The organism is Halomonas sp. NPDC076908 (assembly GCF_050269715.1).
In the GTDB taxonomy this organism is placed as follows: domain Bacteria; phylum Pseudomonadota; class Gammaproteobacteria; order Pseudomonadales; family Halomonadaceae; genus Vreelandella.
In genome coordinates, this window is the sequence record NZ_JBNNIW010000010.1 from 70,636 (window position 1) to 89,904 (window position 19,269).

At 51.0% G+C, this 19,269-nt stretch carries 11 protein-coding genes; all 11 read left to right on the top strand.

Annotated features, from left to right (window positions below; genetic code table 11):
- Positions 1–13 precede the first annotated feature (13 nt).
- The 11 genes from ACQKE4_RS07975 (at position 14) to ACQKE4_RS08025 (ending at position 19,166) form a co-directional block, all read left to right on the top strand.
- Complete coding sequence (locus ACQKE4_RS07975; protein ID WP_427387721.1) at positions 14–2,164, top strand: hypothetical protein; 2,151 nt, start codon at positions 14–16, stop codon at positions 2,162–2,164.
- On the top strand, positions 2,161–4,410 hold the full coding sequence (locus tag ACQKE4_RS07980) for a hypothetical protein (RefSeq protein WP_427387722.1): 2,250 nt from the start codon (positions 2,161–2,163) through the stop codon (positions 4,408–4,410). The genes ACQKE4_RS07975 and ACQKE4_RS07980 overlap by 4 nt, the downstream gene beginning before the upstream one ends.
- 170 nt (positions 4,411–4,580) lie before the next feature.
- The gene (locus tag ACQKE4_RS07985; RefSeq protein WP_427387723.1) at positions 4,581–4,871 is read left to right on the top strand and encodes a hypothetical protein; all 291 of its coding nucleotides are present in this window, start codon (positions 4,581–4,583) and stop codon (positions 4,869–4,871) included.
- A gap of 100 nt (positions 4,872–4,971) precedes the next feature.
- Positions 4,972–6,090, top strand: coding sequence for a non-hydrolyzing UDP-N-acetylglucosamine 2-epimerase (wecB, locus tag ACQKE4_RS07990; protein WP_427387724.1), 1,119 nt, complete (start codon positions 4,972–4,974; stop codon positions 6,088–6,090).
- A 99-nt stretch (positions 6,091–6,189) separates the two neighbouring features.
- Positions 6,190–7,470, top strand: a complete 1,281-nt coding sequence (gene wecC / locus ACQKE4_RS07995; protein ID WP_427387725.1) for a UDP-N-acetyl-D-mannosamine dehydrogenase — start codon at positions 6,190–6,192, stop codon at positions 7,468–7,470.
- Between the two features lie 52 nt (positions 7,471–7,522).
- Positions 7,523–13,384 carry a glycosyltransferase gene (locus ACQKE4_RS08000; protein ID WP_427387726.1) on the top strand — a complete coding sequence of 1,954 codons (5,862 nt, stop codon included), beginning with the start codon at positions 7,523–7,525 and terminating at the stop codon, positions 13,382–13,384.
- A gap of 92 nt (positions 13,385–13,476) precedes the next feature.
- Complete coding sequence (locus ACQKE4_RS08005; RefSeq protein ID WP_427387727.1) at positions 13,477–14,685, top strand: glycosyltransferase family 25 protein; 1,209 nt, start codon at positions 13,477–13,479, stop codon at positions 14,683–14,685.
- 33 nt (positions 14,686–14,718) lie between these two features.
- Entirely contained in the window at positions 14,719–15,522 is an 804-nt protein-coding gene (locus ACQKE4_RS08010) for a polysaccharide pyruvyl transferase family protein (RefSeq protein WP_427387729.1), read from the top strand.
- A 2-nt stretch (positions 15,523–15,524) separates the two neighbouring features.
- Positions 15,525–16,259, top strand: a complete 735-nt coding sequence (locus ACQKE4_RS08015; protein WP_427387730.1) for a Stf0 family sulfotransferase — start codon at positions 15,525–15,527, stop codon at positions 16,257–16,259.
- 207 nt (positions 16,260–16,466) lie between these two features.
- On the top strand, positions 16,467–18,158 hold the full coding sequence (locus ACQKE4_RS08020; RefSeq protein WP_427387732.1) for a heparinase II/III family protein: 1,692 nt from the start codon (positions 16,467–16,469) through the stop codon (positions 18,156–18,158).
- Positions 18,159–18,191: 33 nt separating this feature from the next.
- On the top strand, positions 18,192–19,166 hold the full coding sequence (locus ACQKE4_RS08025; protein ID WP_427387733.1) for an FkbM family methyltransferase: 975 nt from the start codon (positions 18,192–18,194) through the stop codon (positions 19,164–19,166).
- Positions 19,167–19,269: the final 103 nt, after the last annotated feature.

Here is a 19,269-nt window from a genome sequence, read left to right on the forward strand (position 1 = left end):
AGTTACCCATATCATGTCTTTAGCCGTGTACGTAGGAATAAACAAATTTAAGGCGGAATCAAATGCCGACGTGCGCGAACAAAGCGCGATAGAAATAACGTTAAGTGATATCGCGAAAGGGCAGCCTCATACTGACAAAACCAGTAACGCTGAAAACCAATTTCTAGTGATTGATACACTTAATGAAGAAGCGCTAGCGTCACTTAAAAATTGGCTGAAAAAAGATACGAAGAATGAGTGCGTTATCGCTTGGCCGCAGCCTGATGCCTGGCTGGCAGCTAGCTTGGCAAATGGGGTGGCAGGTGAAGAAGCGCTAAATGATTGGTTGGCACAAGCCAAGCGTTTGCTGGCACTTTTTCGCACAGCCCGCCGCCAAGTAACGTTGGTTGGCTACCTGCCTGGCTGTGAATTAAAGGCCGTTAAAGCCCCCCTATTAGGCCGCTGTGATAACGCGATTTATCAGCTAGCAGCAGCCTATATGAGCAGTCAATCTCAATCCTTAAGAGATACCCTCGCTTATCTGGTAGCCAGCAGCCAAGAGTGTCCGGTTGAGGAAAACGGTGAGACGGAAGTAACTCAAGCGGCACTGGGTGAGTATCATGCGCGGCAAGCAGAAAGTGAGCAAGGACGACGCACTGGGCGTGCGCTACAAGAGGCAGACGCCTCCCAAGAGCGTCAACAACAGCATATTGCCCGACTGAAAGGTGAACTTAGCAGGGCTCGGGATGAGCACACTCTGTTGCTACAACAGCTTCAAAACATTCAGCAGGTTGTGGCTGAACGAACCAATGAGCTTCAAGTTCAGCGCGAAATAGCCAAGCAGGATGAGGAACGCTTGCAAGAGCGGGAGCAGCAGCTTCAGGTGCTGAAGCAAGAAAATGAAGCTCTCGAGCAGGCTCGGGATGCTCAGCGTGAAAAGCAAGACGTTGCTCAGCAAAATGCCCAATCTCTGAAGCAAGAGAACAAAGCTCTCAAGCAGGCTTTCGATTCTCAACAGAAAGAAAAGCAGGATGAGCACACTCTGTTGCTACAACAGCTTCAAAACGCTCAGCAGGTTGTAACTGAACGAACCAATGAGCTTCAAGTTCAGGGCGAAATAGCCAAGCAGGACGAGGAACGCTTGCAAGAGCGGGAGCAGCAGCTTCAGGTGCTGAAACAAGAACACGAAGCGCTCAAACAGGCTTTTGATTCCCAGCAGAAAGAAAAGCAGGATGAGCACGCTCTGTTGCTACAACAGCTTCAAAACACTCAGCAGGTTGTAGCTGAACGAACCAATGAGCTTCAAGTTCAGCGCGAAATAGCCAAGCAGGGTGAGGAACGCTTGCAAGAGCGGGAGCAGCAGCTTCAGGTGCTGAAGCAAGAAAATGAAGCGCTCAACCAGGCTTTCGATTCCCAGCAGAAAGAAAAGCAGGATGAGGAACGCTTGCAAGAGCGGGAGCAGCAGCTTCAGGTGCTGAAACAAGAAAACGAAGCGCTCAACCAGGCTTTCGATTCTCAGCAGAAAGAAAAAGAGGCCAGCCAGCAAGCGCTGAATACAGTTCAGAATGAAAGTGCGCAACTGCTGAGTACCCTGCAGCAGACTCAGCAGGCATACGAATCACTGTATATAGAACAGCAAACACTGCCTGAACAGCTATCCACGAACCAACAAGAGCTGGTGAAAAGCGCTTCAGATCAAGCATATCTCCGTCAGCAGCTGGAAAAGCACCAATCAGAGCTTAATACATTGCGCACGGAAAGTGAGCAGCGTATACATCGGCTGGAACGCTTGGTGCAGTGGTTACGAGTCCATGCACAGCGCCATGCTATAGCGGCATATCGCTCAAGCCGCGGCTACAAGAAGGCACTACCTAAACAGATAGCTGCGCTAGAAGCCAGTTCACTGTTCGATGCTGACTGGTACTGCGCACAATACCCCGATGTGGCTCAGGCCAATATCCAGCCTGCCGAGCATTTCATCAAGTTTGGCGCCATTGATGGACGCCACCCAGGGCCACTGTTTAGTACGGAGTTTTATCTTACCCATTATGAAGACGTTGCTGCCTCTGGTCAGCATCCACTACTGCATTACCTTCACTATGGGAAAGAGGAAAATCGCGAGATACATCCACCTCACTACCAATTGTCAGCACTTCAAACAATAGCGAAGGGGGCTAATGCATGAGCCAGAATGTTGACTTGCTAGTACATATTGGTCCGCTCCGTGAAGAGAGCGAAACGCTGCTAAAGCATGTGAACCTCGTCACACTATTGGCCCCTCTTTCCCCAATGCCAGAGCGGCAGCAGGCGTTAGCGCAAACCCTGTCTACGCTGCACGTTGCGGAACAACCCGTGACTCCCCCTGGTGGAGAGGCTGTTTGCTATGTCTATACGCTGAAAGACTTCAACAGCTTGGCCCCTGTTAGTGAGTTAACTAGCCTATATCCAGGGCTGGGCAAGGCTCGCCACCAATCAGTAGACACCCAAACGTTGCCGCAGGCGTTAAAGCAGGCTGGCTTGAGCCAGGCAACGCTCACACATTTGATTATTGAGCAGCCGGAAATTGCCCTAAGCTTGCTCCAAGCGTTTGAGCATTCAGGTTTACTGGGCCAATTAACCCAACTGTGGGTACGCACTAGCCCACTGCGCCTGTACGAAGGGATGGCAACTAGCGTTGAACTAACCCAATGGTGCGAACAGCAAGGGTTTGAAGTGGTTGCTCAAGATGCTGAAGAGGACCCGGATTTTTTCCTTCTTGGGTTTGCACGCAACCCGCTTCATCACAAGCTAAAAGACACCCTTGTGAGGTTGGCCGAACGTGAAGCCCAGCTTAGCCAGCTAAGTGCAGAACGAGACACCCTGCAAAATGTGCTTGATGAAACTGAGCAAAACAGCAAGCAAAACGCACAGCAAACCCAGCAACAGCTGGAAGAAAAAGCGGCCCAACTGAAAGAAAAAGATACTCAGTTGCTAGAGCGCGCTAGTCAGCTTGAACAGCTGACTCAAGAGTGCGACACACTAAAGGAAACACTCGAAGAAACAGAACAGCACAGTAAGCAGCGTGACCAACAAGCTCAGCAGCAGCTGGAAGAAAAAGACGCCCAATTGGCCGAGCGCGATATTCAGCTAAGCCAACTTACTGAAGAGCGCGACGCACTGAAGAAACAGCTAAGTCAAGCGGCCAAGGCGAGCCAGCAGCATCAAAAAGAGCACCAGGAAAGTGAGCAAAGACTTAAAGATGTAACACAGAGCTATGAAGATGTAGAACAGCAGTTACAAAGTGCCGAGCAAGCCGGGCAGCAAGCACAGAAAAAGCTGGAAGAAACTCACGCGTGGTTTATGGCCCGCAAGCAGCAAGCAGAAGAGGGCGCCGAGCAAATTAAGACACTGCAAGCGCAGCTAACAACGCAGCAGGCTCAAATGGAAAGCCTTCAAGAAAAATTAACGCTTAGTGAAGAAGAGAGCGAGAATTACCAGCGCTACTTTGCCAATCGCAAAAAGCAGCATGAAGAAGCTGAAGATAAGCTAGCGGATACCCAACAGCAGCTAGCTGAAAAAGACACCATCATCAGCCAGCTCAACGAACAGCTAGCGACGTTAAAGCAAAGTAACGAACGGTTTGGACAGTTAGAAAGTAAGTTGGAATCACTGTTTGGCGAGCAGCGCAGCTACATTCAACAAACGACCAGCGCGCTTGGCCAGCATGTTACCCGAAGCGCACGCCAGCAGCGTGATGAACAAGCGCTGACCCACTATCTGCAATATGGGCAGCGCCCTGTGAGTACCCCGCTTGCGCCCGGTTACGCGATGGCGCTGCTAGAATACTATGATACCCAGCATCATGATGTGGTGGTGATCTTCGGTGGTACGCACACGACAGAGTTACTTGCCCAGAGCATTATCAATGCTCGGGCAGAGCAACCACGGCTAATGGGGCAAAACGGCCAGCCGCAAGAGGCGCATAATGAGGTGACACTTTCTCATGATGACTTACCGCAAACCATCGTGAGCATTCATCACCAGAAAACGGTCAGTAATGAGTTGAAAGCGAGCCTAAACAACAAGCGCCTTAGTCACGCGGTGAATGTGGTTTACGCCCCGTGGGGGGAGTGCCAAGCCAATGACCAAACAGCACTGTTTTACGCAGCAGACAGCACGTTACAGCGCCTTAATCAATGGTTGCCAGAAGATGCCCGCGTATTGGTCATTGTAGGAGAAACGCTACCTGAAGCAGGTCACAGTCGAGAAGTGGCCTTGCCGCTACTACTGAAGCAGCTACCCACGCAGCGACTGGATGTCGTCTTGGAAGGCAGTGACTACCCGCAGGAAAGCGAGCTAACCACCCGCTGGGGTGCGCTGCTAGAAACCCGCCAACGCCCAGCTCAATGGCTAACACTACCCGATACTCACAGCCTCAGAGTGGAAGGTTAGACATAGAAGAGCGTACAAGTGAGAGGCCAAGTCTCAAGATTAGCGTTAACGGCGATAAAAGAGACAAAGCGAAGGGACTCCAAGCAGTAGTCTCACTACTCACTATTCACCACTCACTATTCACCACTCACTATTCACCACTCACTATTCACTACTCACGAGCCAATTTTATGGAAAAAGACCTCGTTAAACGCGCACATAATGCCTTCAACCAAGGCGATTACCAAAACGCGATAAGCTTGTATCAACAGGCGGCCTACCACTATGGCCAACAACTATTTGATATTAATATTCAAATTTGTGAACAACGGTTACAGCAACCGAATCAAGTGTTCAAAAGTGCACCCAAAAGCGCCGACGCAATGCCTGTTGCTCAGCAACTAGCAGAAACTCAGGAACTATTGGAGCACTACTATCGGCGTTGCCAGGAATTGGAATACCGCCTGCAAGATGCTGGTTAAGGTGAAAAGTAGGATAATTGGCGAGAAAACACGCTATAAGGCTATCAAGGCACTAGACCCAGATTGCACATTGGATCGATAATTGAATGGAAGGCAAGGAATGAAAGTACTCACTGTATTCGGTACACGCCCAGAAGCCATTAAAATGGCGCCGCTTGCATTGCAGCTAATCATGGATGAGCGTTTTGAAGCCCGTGTATGTGTGACTGCCCAGCATCGTGAAATGCTGGATCAGGTGCTCGCGTTATTCGAACTTACCCCAGACTATGACCTGGATATTATGAAGCCAGGGCAGGATCTCAACGACGTTACCTGCGGTATTCTCCAAGGGCTTAAAGCGGTCCTGGAAGACTTTAAACCCGATATCGTGCTTGTGCATGGCGACACCGCGACGACGTTTGCCACCACCCTAGCGTGTTACTACCAGCAGATCCCCGTCGGACATGTTGAAGCAGGCCTACGTACCGGCAACCTGTACTCCCCTTGGCCGGAAGAAGGTAACCGCAAGCTTACTGGTGCGCTGGCGGCAGTTCATTTTGCTCCTACGGCTACCTCGCAGCAAAACTTACTGAATGAAGGCATTGACCCCGCCACCATTCACGTAACCGGCAATACCGTGATTGATGCGCTGCTAGAAGTGGCTCATAAGCTTGACACACACCAGGCGCTAGCCGCTGAACAGGCCAAGCGATTCCCAATGCTGGATGAAAGCAAGCGCCTGATTCTAGTGACTGGCCACCGCCGTGAAAGCTTTGGCGGTGGGTTTGAACGCATCTGCCAAGCCCTGGCGGATACCGCCGAGCGCCATCCGGATACCCAGATCCTCTACCCAGTACACCTCAACCCTAACGTCCGGGAGCCGGTTAATCGCCTGTTAGCCAAGGTAGATAACGTTCACCTGATTGAGCCGCAGGACTATCTGCCGTTTGTTTACCTGATGAATCGCGCTCACATTATCCTCACAGATTCTGGCGGCATTCAGGAAGAAGCGCCCTCGTTAGGCAAGCCTGTGTTGGTTATGCGTGATACTACCGAGCGCCCCGAAGCCGTTGAAGCAGGCACTGTTAAACTGGTGGGCACCGATGTGGCGACTATTACCAGCGAGCTAACCCGGCTGTTAACCGATAACGACGCCTACACCGCTATGAGTTATGCCCACAACCCCTACGGTGACGGCAAAGCCTGCGAACGCATCCGCGACGCCCTCGCGGCGCGATAAGCGGTAAAAGAAAAGAGTGAGGGGAAACCCCATATCAGCGCCAAGTGCGCTTACCCCTCACAGCGAAGCGCTCACTATTTACTATTCACGGATCAATTTATGAAATTCGACACTATCTCCATGATTGGCCTGGGCTACATTGGCTTACCTACTGCTGCTGTTTTTGCTTCCCGCAAGCAGAACGTTATCGGTGTTGATGTAAATCAACATGCCGTTGACACCATCAACAATGGCGAAATCCACATTGTTGAACCAGAACTGGACATGATTGTTCACGCAGCAGTAAAAGAAGGTTACCTGCGCGCGACCACCGCGCCAGAACCTGCCGATGCCTTTCTGGTTGCCGTGCCCACGCCGTTTCATACCGATGAAAATGGCCAAAACCACAAGGCAGATTTAAGCTATATTGAAGCCGCCAGCAAAGCCGTGGCTAAGGTGCTTAAGCCCGGTAACCTGGTGGTATTGGAATCTACCAGCCCGGTAGGCGCTACTGAACAGATGGCCGCCTGGTTAGCGGAAGCTCGCCCAGACCTGACGTTCCCCCAAACTCATGGCGAAGCTTCCGATATTCGCATTGCCCACTGCCCCGAGCGCGTGCTACCTGGCCATGTCATTCGTGAGTTAGTCGAAAACGACCGCGTGATTGGCGGTATGACACCCAAGTGTGCGGAAGTCGCCTGCTCGCTTTACAAAATTGTAGTAGAAGGCGAGTGCGTTGCAACGACCGCACGCACCGCTGAAATGGCCAAGCTCACTGAAAACAGCTTCCGCGATGTAAATATTGCCTTTGCCAATGAGCTTTCCACCATCTGCCATGAGCTAGATATTAATGTGTGGGAACTGATTACCCTGGCCAACCGCCATCCGCGTGTCAATATTTTGACCCCAGGCGCTGGCGTAGGTGGTCACTGCATTGCCGTAGACCCCTGGTTTATTGTAGATGCCTGCCCAGAGCAAGCCAAGATTGTGCGTGCCGCCCGTGAAGTTAACGACGCCAAGCCCCAATGGGTATTAGGCCGGGTGAAAGAGGCGTTAGAGGCTTACCACCAGCAAAACCCCAAAGCACGTCGTAGCGACCTAACCGTAGCCTGCCTGGGTGTGGCGTTTAAACCGGATATCGACGACCTGCGCGAAAGCCCCGCCCTAGGCATTGCAGAGCAAGTTGCCGCCCTTGGCTGCCGTTTACAAGTGGTAGAACCCAATATCACTAAACTGCCGGAAAAGCTACAGGGTGAAAACACTACCCTAGCCACTTTGGAAGAAGCGCTCACCCAGGCAGATGTGATGTGTGTGCTGGTAAAACACAAAGGCTTTATTCAGAACGTAGAAAAGGTGCGTGCTAAAGAAAGTGTGATCGACGCAGTAGGGCTTTTAGGGTAAACGTCCTCACACGTCACTCAGTCATTCTCCATTTACCACGCACCGGAACATTATGGACGATCTGCTCAACCACGCTCAACGCTTAGCCAGTCAAACATCAACGCCCATTGCTCAACCTATTGAAGGGCGTATTGCCTATGTGGTGAGCCATGGCCAAAGTTATGCCAGTAATGGTTATGCCATTCGCACGCAGGGTATTGCCAAAGCGCTGAATGATCACGGCTTGGAAGCCTTGTGTTTTGTACGCCCAGGCCGCCCATGGGAACTTCAACAAGCACCCATGCAAATTGAACCAGAAACAACGCTTGAAGGCGTACGCTATATTCATACCCGCTGGCTAAAGGGCGAAGTACCACAGGGGGACGCCGCTCACATGGCTGCCAGCGTAAAGCGCTTGGTTACCCTGTTCCGTATTTACCGCCCCAGCGCGGTACTGGCAGCGTCTAACTGGATAAGTGGTTTACCGGCCTGGGTAGCAGCCAAACAGCTTGGCCTGCCGTTTTACAGTGAAGTGCGTGGCTTCTGGGAGCTCTCCCGCGAAGGCCGCGAGCCGGGCTACGCCAATACCCCGGAGTTCAAGGCCGAGGCCGAGCGTGACGCCTTCGTCGCCCGTCAGGCCGAGCGAGTCTTCACCCTGGGCCAGCCCATGCAGACGGAGCTGGCCAGGCGCGATGTGGATCCGGCACGCATTGCGCTGGTGCCCAACGCAGTAAGCGAGCTGCCGGAGCGCAAGCCGGCCGACCCAGCCCTTAAGCAGAAGCTGGGCATCGCCGAAGGCGAGCGAGTGATTGGCTATGTGGGCAGCTTCAGCCCCTATGAAGGTCTGGATGTGCTGCTCGACGCCTGCACCGAACTGGTGCAAAACGGCGAAAAGCTCAAGCTGCTGCTGGTGGGTGATAGCCAGCCCGTCACCCAGGCAAGCCAGCGCCTGGCGAACCTGGCCGATGCGCCCTGGCTGATTCAGGTCGGGCGCGTGCCCCATGAGCAGGTCGCCGACTACTACGCGCTGCTGGATGCCGTGGTGATCCCCCGCAAGCCCCTGGCGGTATGCCAACTCGTGCCGCCGATGAAGGCCGCCGAGGCCCTGGCCTACGGTAAGCGCTTGGTGGTTTCTGACGTGGCGCCCCTGGCCGAATACGCCGACCATTTTGACGGCGTGGTGAGCTTCGAGGCCGGCAGTGCCAAAAGCCTGGCCACAGCCCTTCAGAGGTCACTGAAGCTGCCGGCGCCCAAGCCGAGTACCGAGCTTCTGTTCTCCGCCCATACCGAGCCGATGGTCAAGGCGCTGAAGGGGGAAGAGGAACAAAAGGGCGGAGAGAGTGAGCCCGTTGCCCTGCCAGTTACCGAGCCCGTTACCATCGGGCCGCTGCTCAAGCTGGCACAGCAGATGGCCAATCAAGAGAAGGCACCGGTTGATTCTATTGAAGGACGCGTGGCCTATGTGGTCAGCCATGGGGTCAGCTATGCCAGCAATGGCTATGCGATACGTACCCAAGGCATTGCGCAGGCACTTAACCACCATGGCCTCGAAACACTATGCTTCGTGCGGCCGGGACGCCCCTGGGACCTAGGCGTAGCGCAGGGTGAAGTAGCCTCTGAAGTAGAAGTCGATGGGGTACGCTATCTCCATAGCGCCTGGGCCAAAGGAGAAAAGCCTCAGAGCGAGCGTGAACGCATCATTGCCATGGCAGAGCGGTTTACAGAGCTTTTCTGTGATCACCGCCCCCAGGTGGTGTTGGCTGCTTCCAACCATGAAGTGGCTCTACCGGCGCTGATTGCAGCTCGCCGGCTTGGGCTGCCCTTCCATTATGAAGTACGAGGTTTTTGGGAAATCTCGCGGATCTCACGCGACCCGTCCTGGCACGATACGCCCGACTTCATGCGCCACCACGACCATGAAAACTGGGTGTGCAATCACGCAGACAGGCTCTATACCCTGAACCGTTTCATGCGCGAAGAGCTGGTTAAACGCGGCGTGGCAGGGCAGCGGATTACGCTGGTGCCCAACAGCGTAGCCGAATTGCCATCACCACAGCCGTCAGTGAACCAAACACTGAAAGCGTCGCTGGGGATTGCTGACGATGCTTTCGTGGTGGGCTATATCGGGGCCTTGACCGAGTACGAAGGGCTCGAGTTGATACTGGAGGCGCTGGCCAAGCCTCAGTGCAAATTCGTCCATGCGCTGATAGTCGGCGGCTATAGTCCTGTCAGCCGCCCCGAGCAGGGCAAGAGTGAACCTATTGCTGAGAAGCTGGCTCTCTACGCCAAGCAGCTAGGCGTGGCCGATCGTGTCACCTTTACCGGGCGTGTTCCCCATGAAGTGCTGGGCGACTACTTCGGTCTGATCGATGCCACAGTGATTCCGCGCAAGCCATTACCGGTATGCGAACTGGTCAGCGCTATCAAGCCGCTGGAATACCTGGCCTGGGGCAAGCCGGTCATCGCCTCCGATGTAGCGCCGCAGGCGGAGCTGCTTGAGCATGGAGAACTGGGCTGGCTGTTTGCCAAGGGGAGTGCTGACGCCCTGGCCGACACCATTCAGGCGGTTCGCAATACCGCCCCCGAGGCGCGTCAGGCAAAGGTGGACAAGGGGCGCGAGGCCATCAAGCGTCACTACCTGTGGAACCAGGCGGTCCAGCCGATGGTGAAGGGGCTGAAGGGCGAGCCTCTAGCAACCAAGGGCCCCAGAGTGGCCTGCATCATGGATAACTTCACTTACAGCTCCTACAGCCCGGAAGCCAACTTCTTCCAGCTGACGCCGGAGCACTGGCAGCAGGAGCTGGAGGAGTTCAAGCCGGAGCTGCTGTTTATCGAGTCCGCATGGCGCGGCAAGGATGAGCTGTGGGGCAGCAAGGTAGGCCACAAAAGCCAGGAAGTGCAGGGTATCGTGAGCTGGTGCAACCAGCACGGTATTCCCACGGTGTTCTGGAACAAGGAAGATCCGATCCACTTCGAGACCTTCCTGAACACGGCCAAGCTGTTTGACTTTGTGTTCACTACCGACCTTGACTGCATCCACCGCTACAAGGCGGCGCTGGGCCACGACAACGTTTACTTCCTGCCCTTCGCCTGCCAGCCGGCCCTGACCAACCCGGTGGAAACCTACCAGCGCAAGGACGCCTTTTGTTTTGCCGGCGCCTACTACGTGCGCTACCCCGACCGCACCCGGGATCTCGAAACCTTCGTCGAAGAATTTCCCAAGTTCAAGCCGCTGGAGATCTACGACCGCAACTACGGCAAGGACGACCCCAACTACCAGTTCCCGGAGAACTACCAGCCCTACATCGTGGGTACCTTGCCGTTCAGCGAGATCGACAAGGCCTACAAAGGTTACCGCTATGCGATCAACCTGAACTCCATCAAGCAGTCGCAGACCATGTTTGCGCGCCGGGTGTACGAGCTGTTGGGCTGCAATACCATCACCGTCAGTAACTTCTCGCGAGGCGTTCGCCTGTTGTTCGGTGAGCTGGTGCTGACCTCGGACAGTGGCGGCGAGATCGTACGCCGCCTGCAGGAGCTGGAAAGCAGTACCGAGCATGCCGATAAGTTCCGCCTCGCCGGGCTGCGCAAGATCCTCAGCGAGCACACCTACCAGGCGCGTTTTGACTACATCCTCAGCAAGGTGACCGGCAAGCGCCATGAGCACCCGTTACCTGACTATACCGTGGTCAGCCTGGTCAATAGCGTTCAGGAGCTGAGCACCACCCTGAACAATGTGGCGAGACAGCACCATCTGCCGACCAGGCTGGTAGTGATCACGGGGGCAGGCATCACGACCGCCGACGCCGAGGCAACGCTTGGCCAGCTGCCAGAGGGCATCGACACGGAATGCCTGAGCCTGGAAAGCCTGGGGGGTAGGGCACTGAAACGCCTCGCCAAGTCGGGTAGCTGGTTGGCGGCATTCAGCCCCAAAGATTACTACGGCCCCAACTATCTGCAGGATATGGCCCTGGCGACGCGTTTCACCGAGGCGCCGGTAATCGGCAAGGGTGCCTACTACCAGGCCGGTTCTGAAGGCATTCAGCAACAGAATGCGGACCAGGCCTACCGAGCCGATGCGGAACTTCCGCTACGGGCTGCAGCGCTGGCACCCGGCATGCAGCTTGGTCAGGCGAGTGTTTGGGTCAAGGGAATCGAGTCAGCGACCTATACGGCAGCCAACCAGCAGGCGATCGATGCCTTCAACTACTGCCGTGATGGCCTGAGCGGTGCATCTGCCATGGGGAGTGACGCCTTGGATGCGTTGCAGGCCAAGGTAGACGATGCCGAATTTGACACCGGTATACCCCTTGCAGAGCTAGAGAAACTGGCAGAAACGACGGCTCCGGCCACCAACAGCGCCGAGCAAATCCCAAGCTTCTCGCCCAGGGAGCTCAACGAGATTTTCTCCAACCCCGGCACGGCCAGTAGCCAGATGGCGCTGACCGAAGAGGGGTTGGAAGTAACCTCAACGCTAGGGGATGGTAAGCATGAATACATCTATATTCGCGATGGTAACAATCTGGCATTGGATGAGATAGGGAAAGGAAAAATTGAAGAGGGAAAGTTGCCGCTTCATCTTGAGATGACACCCGGTCTCAATCTGACGTTTGTAATCATTTTCTTCGATAAAGATGGAAGCAGGCTTCATCACTACATCGTTCCGCCCAACAAGAACCACCTGTTGGAGATACCGGAAGGCGCTGACAATGTGAGGTTGGGCTTCCGAATTTATCAAGGTGGTGAGTCAGTTGTGAAGCGGCTGTTGATAGGGTCTAAGGACCTTTCGCCTCCCAATGTCATGGGTCGAAACGATGTGCTCATACTAACCAATAATTACCCAAGTTATGGCGATCTCTACAAGAATGGCTTTGTGCATAGTCGTGTGAAGGCCTATCGAGAGTATGGAACGGATGTCGATATATTCAGGTTCAAGAAGGATCAGCCGCTAAGCTGGCATGAGTTTCAGGATGTGGATGTGATAACTGGATCACAAAATGCACTGGAAAACATGCTGGCATCGGGGCGGTATCGCCATGTTCTGGTTCATTTTCTTGATCCGGATATGTGGGCTGTCCTTGAAAATTTTATCGACAACATCAAGGTGACGGTCTGGGTCCACGGTGCAGAAATTCATCCATGGTATCGTCGTAAGTATAATATCCAGACACAGGCGCAGGAGGATGCTGCTAAAGAAGCCAGTGAGAAGCGCATGGCCTTCTGGCGGGGTATCCTCAAGCCGATGCATCCGAATTTGAAATTGATATTTGTGTCTCGCTATTTTGCCGGCGAAGTCATGGAAGACTTGGGCTTCTATCTTCCCAAGGACCAGTACCAGGTCATACACAACCCGATCAATACTGAACTTTTCAATTACATAGAAAAGCCGGCGGAGCAACGAAAAAAGATTCTTTCCATACGTCCATTCGCTTCTAGGCAGTATGCCAATGACCTGACAGTAGCTGCGATCGTTGAGCTCAGCAAGAAGCCCTACTTTAATGAGCTAGAGTTTCGGATCATTGGTGATGGGCCTCTCTTTGAAGAAACGGTTGAACCCATAAAAGACTTCCCTAATGTGATTCTTGAAAAGAGGTTTGTTGCGCAGCCCGAGATTGCGCAGTTGCATAAAGAGTATGGTATCTTTCTATGTCCGACTCGCTGGGATAGTCAAGGCGTGTCAAGAGACGAAGCGATGGCATCTGGGCTTGCCGTAGTGACTAATAATACTGCTGCAATTCCAGAGTTTACTGATAGCACTTCCGCTGTCATAGCGAAACCTGAAGATTATGTTGATGTTGCTAATAAAGTGGCGTCGGTTTTAGAGAGTGCATCTTTGTTCAGAGCTATTTCTTCATCAGCTTCTAAAAGGGTTAGAAGCTGTTTGTGTATTGATCAGTTAACTCCTAAAGAGATTTCTTTGTTCAGTAAATTATAAATATGGGTTGGGTCATGTGAGTCTAAATATAGTGCTATCCTGACACGAAGTTTAGTTATTCAAAACCTTTTGTTTCTTGTTATAGGAAGTCTATGAAAGCTAGTGAAATTAACGAAAATAGAGATGCGTTTTATAATAAAGTGAAAGAGCTGGTGCGAAGTGAAGGAGTGGCTCAAAGCATCCATTTCATAGAGGGGTATCGGGGGAAGATAAACCCACGGGTGTTTCTTCAGTCAGGAATTATGGCATATAGGTTTTCCGATGTAGGTAGTGAGGAAGAGCTAAAGTTTGCAGAAAGTGTTGCTTGTGATAATCCTGGAGATATCTACATAAAATTAATTTTAGCGAACACCTTGTTTTCAATGGGTGGAGTTGAAAGAGCTAAAAACTTGTTGTTAAGCCACTGTGAAGAATATGAAATAAAAAGCTTTAAAAGCAGAGTGGTTTCTACTTTGCTGAATATGGGGTTTTATCATGATGCCCACAGAGTTTTTGAGGGGCTTGGTATTATTGCCGACAATAAAGAGCACAAAATTCTTGAGAGTCGAATCAAAAAGTCTTTATCTTCTGGTTATTTTGATCATGGTTCAAGTCTAGGTGTTTTATACATAAGCCTGGATCGTGATGTTAGAAAACAAAAAGTAATAACCGGGGTGTATGATAATGTTGGATTGTCGCCTGTTCGCTTGCCGGCTGTTCTCGGGAGCTCTTTGCCAAGAGTTGTGAGAGGGCGGGTTGACCCTATGGGAATGTTTGATGACGCGCTAGGCTCTCTAGGGTGTGCATTAAGTCATGTGCGAGCGTGGGAGTCTGCGGTAAGTAATGATTTTACGCTCATAACTGAAGATGATGGTCTTCCATTTTATGACTTTTCTGACGACATTTATTATTATCTTTCAAATAATCAAGAATTAGATGTTCTTTTTGTTAATGAAAGAATGTCTAGTGTTCGAGATGATGCCTTTGGTCTTGGTGTTGAGGGTTTGATGCCCGTTAGCAAAAGGCTGAAAAATTTACCAGATACTCAAAAAGGATGGGGTGGAGATGGATATGTCCTATCCAGAAAAGGTGCAGAGAGGCTTTTAGAAGCATTTGAAAAAGATAATATTTGCGGGCATATAGATGGACATTTAGGTTCTTATGGGGTGTGCAACAATATCGACCCGGAGAGTAGAGCTCAAAAAACAGCAAAAATTTTCCGGAGACGTTTTTTATCAGGACTTGTCTTGGATGCTAGAGCCTTAAATTTCCCAATGATTCATCAAATGAATTTTGGTTTTTCCTCAAGAGATTCATATTGATTTCTTAATTTTAATTGATCGCGGCGGTAAATTATGGACCTTTTTTGGTGGCAGTCTAATGATGGTATGTATAATCTAGGCGATGAAATCACACGCCCTATTTTTGAGGAGTTGTTTGATTGTCACGTTAGCAGATCTAGCTATCCTGCTGCTGATGTTATTAGTACAGGAAGTATATTGGGATGGGCGTTTGAACGAGATGATTTGAAGGCGCGAAAAAAGAAAATGGTGGTGATGGGGTCAGGGTTTATGCACCCGTGGGTACCTGTTGAGAAAAGAGAGTGGCTAGACATTAAGTTAGTGAGAGGATATTTAACAAAAAACCTTCTGTCTAGGGTTTTCCCTGATGATATTTTGGTAGGGGATCCAGGGTTGCTAGTTTCCTACCTGGATGTAGGTGATGTTGAAAAAAAATATAAATACGGGGTTATTCCTCATATAAGTAGCTTTGATAAAATTGTAAGTGGGGATGAATTTTCTTTTCTTGGTGATGTTTTGTATATTGATTTTAGAACAGACGATTACAGATCAGTCTTGAGAAAGATGAAGCAATGTGAGTTTATTATAAGTCAAGGGCTGCACGGCCTTATTTTTTCTGACTCTATGGGTATTCCGAATGTATGGTTGGATCAAGGGCGCCTTCATAGTGGTGGAGAATTTAAATTCTTTGACTATTTTTCTTCAATAAATAGGTCTTTTGATAAAAAAGTCGGGAGGTATTTAAGCAGGCAGGGGGTTGATAATAATTTGTTCTGTGCTGATAGAGAGGCTGTTGGGGTGTGTAAAGAAAATATATATGTAGCTATGAAAGATTATTTTAAAAGTTGCGAGGGTTGAAGATGAATCTTTACGAAGACCAATTTTTGAATAGCCATGATTTCCCTGTTTTTCGAGGTGAAAGAAAAAACCTAATATTAGCTACCACTCCCCGATGTGGAAGTCACATGCTCGGTCATGCATTATATGAGACTGGCGCTTTTGGTTTTCCATTGGAGTACATTAACAATGCAAATGTTAAGAGGTGGAAAGAGCGCCTAGGGGTTAGTGATTTAGATGAAGTTATTGAAGAGATAAAGAATAGAAGAACCTCCCCTAACGGAGTATTTAGCGTTAAGGCTCATTTTAGTCAAATGAAAAATATTGGGGGGATGGCAAGATTTGACAATCTTTTTAGTGATGGGAAGTACTTGCATATTAAAAGGAAGGATGTGCTCTCTCAGGCCGTATCATTTTATATCGCAAAAAAAACAGGGAAGTGGATATCTGCGCAGGCCTCAGTTGTTGAGGCTGAAGATGTCGAATATGACTTTCAGTCAATAGATTCCTGCTTAAAGTCGATACTGAATCACAATGCTTGGTGGGAGTATTCTATTGTGCGGATGGGGCTAGACTATTGCTTTGTTTATTATGAGGATGTGTTAGAAAATCCGAGTTCTACATTAGAGAGAATATCGCGCTTCATTGGTATTGATATGCCTGATAAAATTTCACTTGACTCATATACTTCTAAGCAGTCAGGGTCAATAAGTGAGATCTTCAAGGATAATTTTTTGAAAGACTGTAGAGCTAGGTGAAATGGTGCGGTAATAAACTTTTAGGTTTAGGGCCCCGGATGGTAAAAGTCAAATGAGCTATAGGGGTTGTCCTCTACTGGCGGCCAGAGAGTTTCTATAGAAATTTATTCGGGAGCAGGTTTATTGATCCTGTGTGCCAACCTGAGTTTATATACCGGCTCAGTGAATTAAGCTCAATATCAGAACCCGGGGCTCAGGTGACTTTAGGTGCATTTATTCCAAATAATGGTCGTCAATAATCCCGATGCAGCTATTCAGGGATTGTCATCAGCGGGCTTTGTCGCTTTGGGCCGAAAGGATCTTCCCCATTACCCCTTTTCACTGCCTTTCGATTGGGCGGCTAACCCGTTCTCCGACCGAAACTGGATGTTTCAGCTACATGGTTGGCGAATGCTGGATGCCTTCTTCAATCGCATGGCTCCCGATGATGTCGCCTTTATCGGCGAGGTCATGAGCGATTGGTGGCGGTTCTATCAGGCGGACCCTGATGCAACGCCCTGGTACTGGTATGACATGTCCACCGGGCTGCGCGCTTCGAAGATCGCCTACCTGGTGCACTGGTGCGAAGAGAATGGAGAGGTTGTGCCGTTGGCTCCCGGTGTGCTTCAGTGCCTTGTAACGGAGCATGTATCTCATCTCACCAATCCTGAAGAACTCAATCACGGCAACCATGGATTGTCCCAGCTTCAGGGGCTAATGGGGTTGTTGGATGCATTGGCCAAAACCGGACGAACTTTGCCAAACCAGAGTGCAGCAACGGAATTTGCGGTTAGTAATATGCGGAGCATTTTACTGAGCCAGCTGGGAGAGCAAGGGGTCCACACCGAAGACGCGCCCGACTATCACTTCTTTGCCTTGTCCAAGATCCGGCAGATTCTGGATTCGCCCTGGTGGCAGCGTGATGATATGGCAGATATAAACGCCTTGTTCGATCGGGCGGAGGTTGCCAAAGAGTGGCTGGTAACGCCCTCGATGCATTGTCCGCCAGTCGGCGATTCTGCAGAAGCCGCCAAACTCAAACGTTACAGCCGGCTGGGTGAGTGGCCCCATCAGGTTCAGGGAGAGAGCATGGCCGCCTGGCTGGACGGCTATGGCGTAGTTCGCTCTTTGCCAGAGGTGGCGCTGGCGGACTCCCATTACCTGTTTTTTCAGGGCAGCTTCCACAGCAGTGGCCATAAGCATGCCGATTGCTTGTCGTTTGTATGGCAGGAAGGTAACCGCTATCGGCTTTGGGATTCCGGCAAGTATGGTTATCAGAAAGATGACATGCGCGCTTATTTTCAAAGTACCCGGGCGCATAACACCTTGGAGATTGATGGTAAGGATTTCAGCCGCTCGAAGGCGGATGGTTATGGAAGTGCTATTCAAGAGGTGGTTGCCTGTGCCGGCGGCTGGCTACTCTCTGGAAAGGTTTTCCATAAGCGATTGCAGGTTACTCATCAGCGCATTCTGTTTTACCGGCCGGGTATTGGCGTGGATGTGTTGGATAAAGTGGTTAACCACACGGAGGCCATGCGGCGGTATCAGTTGTGGTGGCATTTGGGTGAGGAAACGGAGGTCGCTGTTTCGGGCCAGTCTGCAAAGGTTTTGTTTCAAGGTGAGCCAGACCTGGTGTTTGCTACTGCGAGCAGTGTGGATTGTTCACCTGAACTGTCAGTATTCCGCGGAGAGGAAAAGCCGAGGCTATTAGGGTGGATTTCACGTGAGTACCTGAAATTCGAGCCTTCAACATGCATGTCTGTTAGCTGGGAATCTCGAGAGCCGGAACAGTTTTTTGCAACTTGTTGGCGATTGGCTTCCTGCCCCGATGTACCGCCGGCATTTGAGGTTAGTCCGGCGGGCGTTAAGGCGGATGATCCAGAGCTCTCGGCAAAGCTTACTGCCTTATTGGGCATATGAGCTATTCCCGGCGTATGCACCCCAGGGGGTCAAGTGGCCGATAACGTATTTGAGATTTCTGTAGATGACCATGCTTACCGCATGGTTCTGCCCCATTGGCAAACCGACTACATTCAGGGGTTGCTGGCCAATACACACGAACCTTATGAACTGGAAATGTTGCGGGCCATGGCTGGCTTGCTAAAACCCGGTGAGGTGGTTCTGGATGTTGGTGCCAATATTGGTAACCACAGCATGTATCTGGCGGTGGTTGCTGGCTGCAGGGTTTGGGCATTCGAGCCGAACCCGGAGCTTTGTAGCGCATTCCAGAAGAGTATCCGGTTGAACCGTTTGGGACGCCAGATCACCCACCACTGTAAAGCGATAGGGCAGGGCAAGGGCAAAGCCCGGTTTGTAGACTTGCTTCCTGAGAATATTGGTGCCCAAGCCCTGGAGTTGCTTGCCCCTGATGAAGAGGGTGACGATTCCTACGATGTGATCGCACTGGACACTTTCCGCTTTCGCAAACCGGTGCGGGCGATAAAGGCTGATGTTGAAGGCATGGAACTCGATGTTTTGGAAGGGGCGAGAAAGCTTATTTCCAAAGATAAGCCATTATTGTTCATTGAAGCCCAGGCAGAAGACGATTTTGAGGCGTTGCACACGATATTGGTGGAGTTAGGGTATGTGTACTGGGATACCTTCAACGCAACGCCCACCCATTGCTTTATTCACCGGGATGAATTGGGTGAAGATCAGATCATCGACCACTATTACAGCAAAGGAAAAGACAGCTATAAGCTGTTGCTTCAACTGCGACAGACGAAAGATCAGCTGAATTCCGCCAACCTCAAGTATCGGGATGCCATTGCGCGAATCGATACCTTGAAAGAGAAGTTGTCGGATGCGACCGCAGCCCGCCAAAAGACTGCTGAACAGTATTCATTGTTGAAGGAAAAACATGTTGCGGTTGTTGAGCGGCTGAAGGCTCAGATTGAGCGGTTGCGCTCTGGTGGTGACAAAAAATAATGGATATGTAAGCTGCTTAGGAATCGACAGTGTAGCATGATGATCAGGATTCTCACCCAACACGCCCAAACCCTGAATACAACCCCGCTCCGCAGGAAAACGA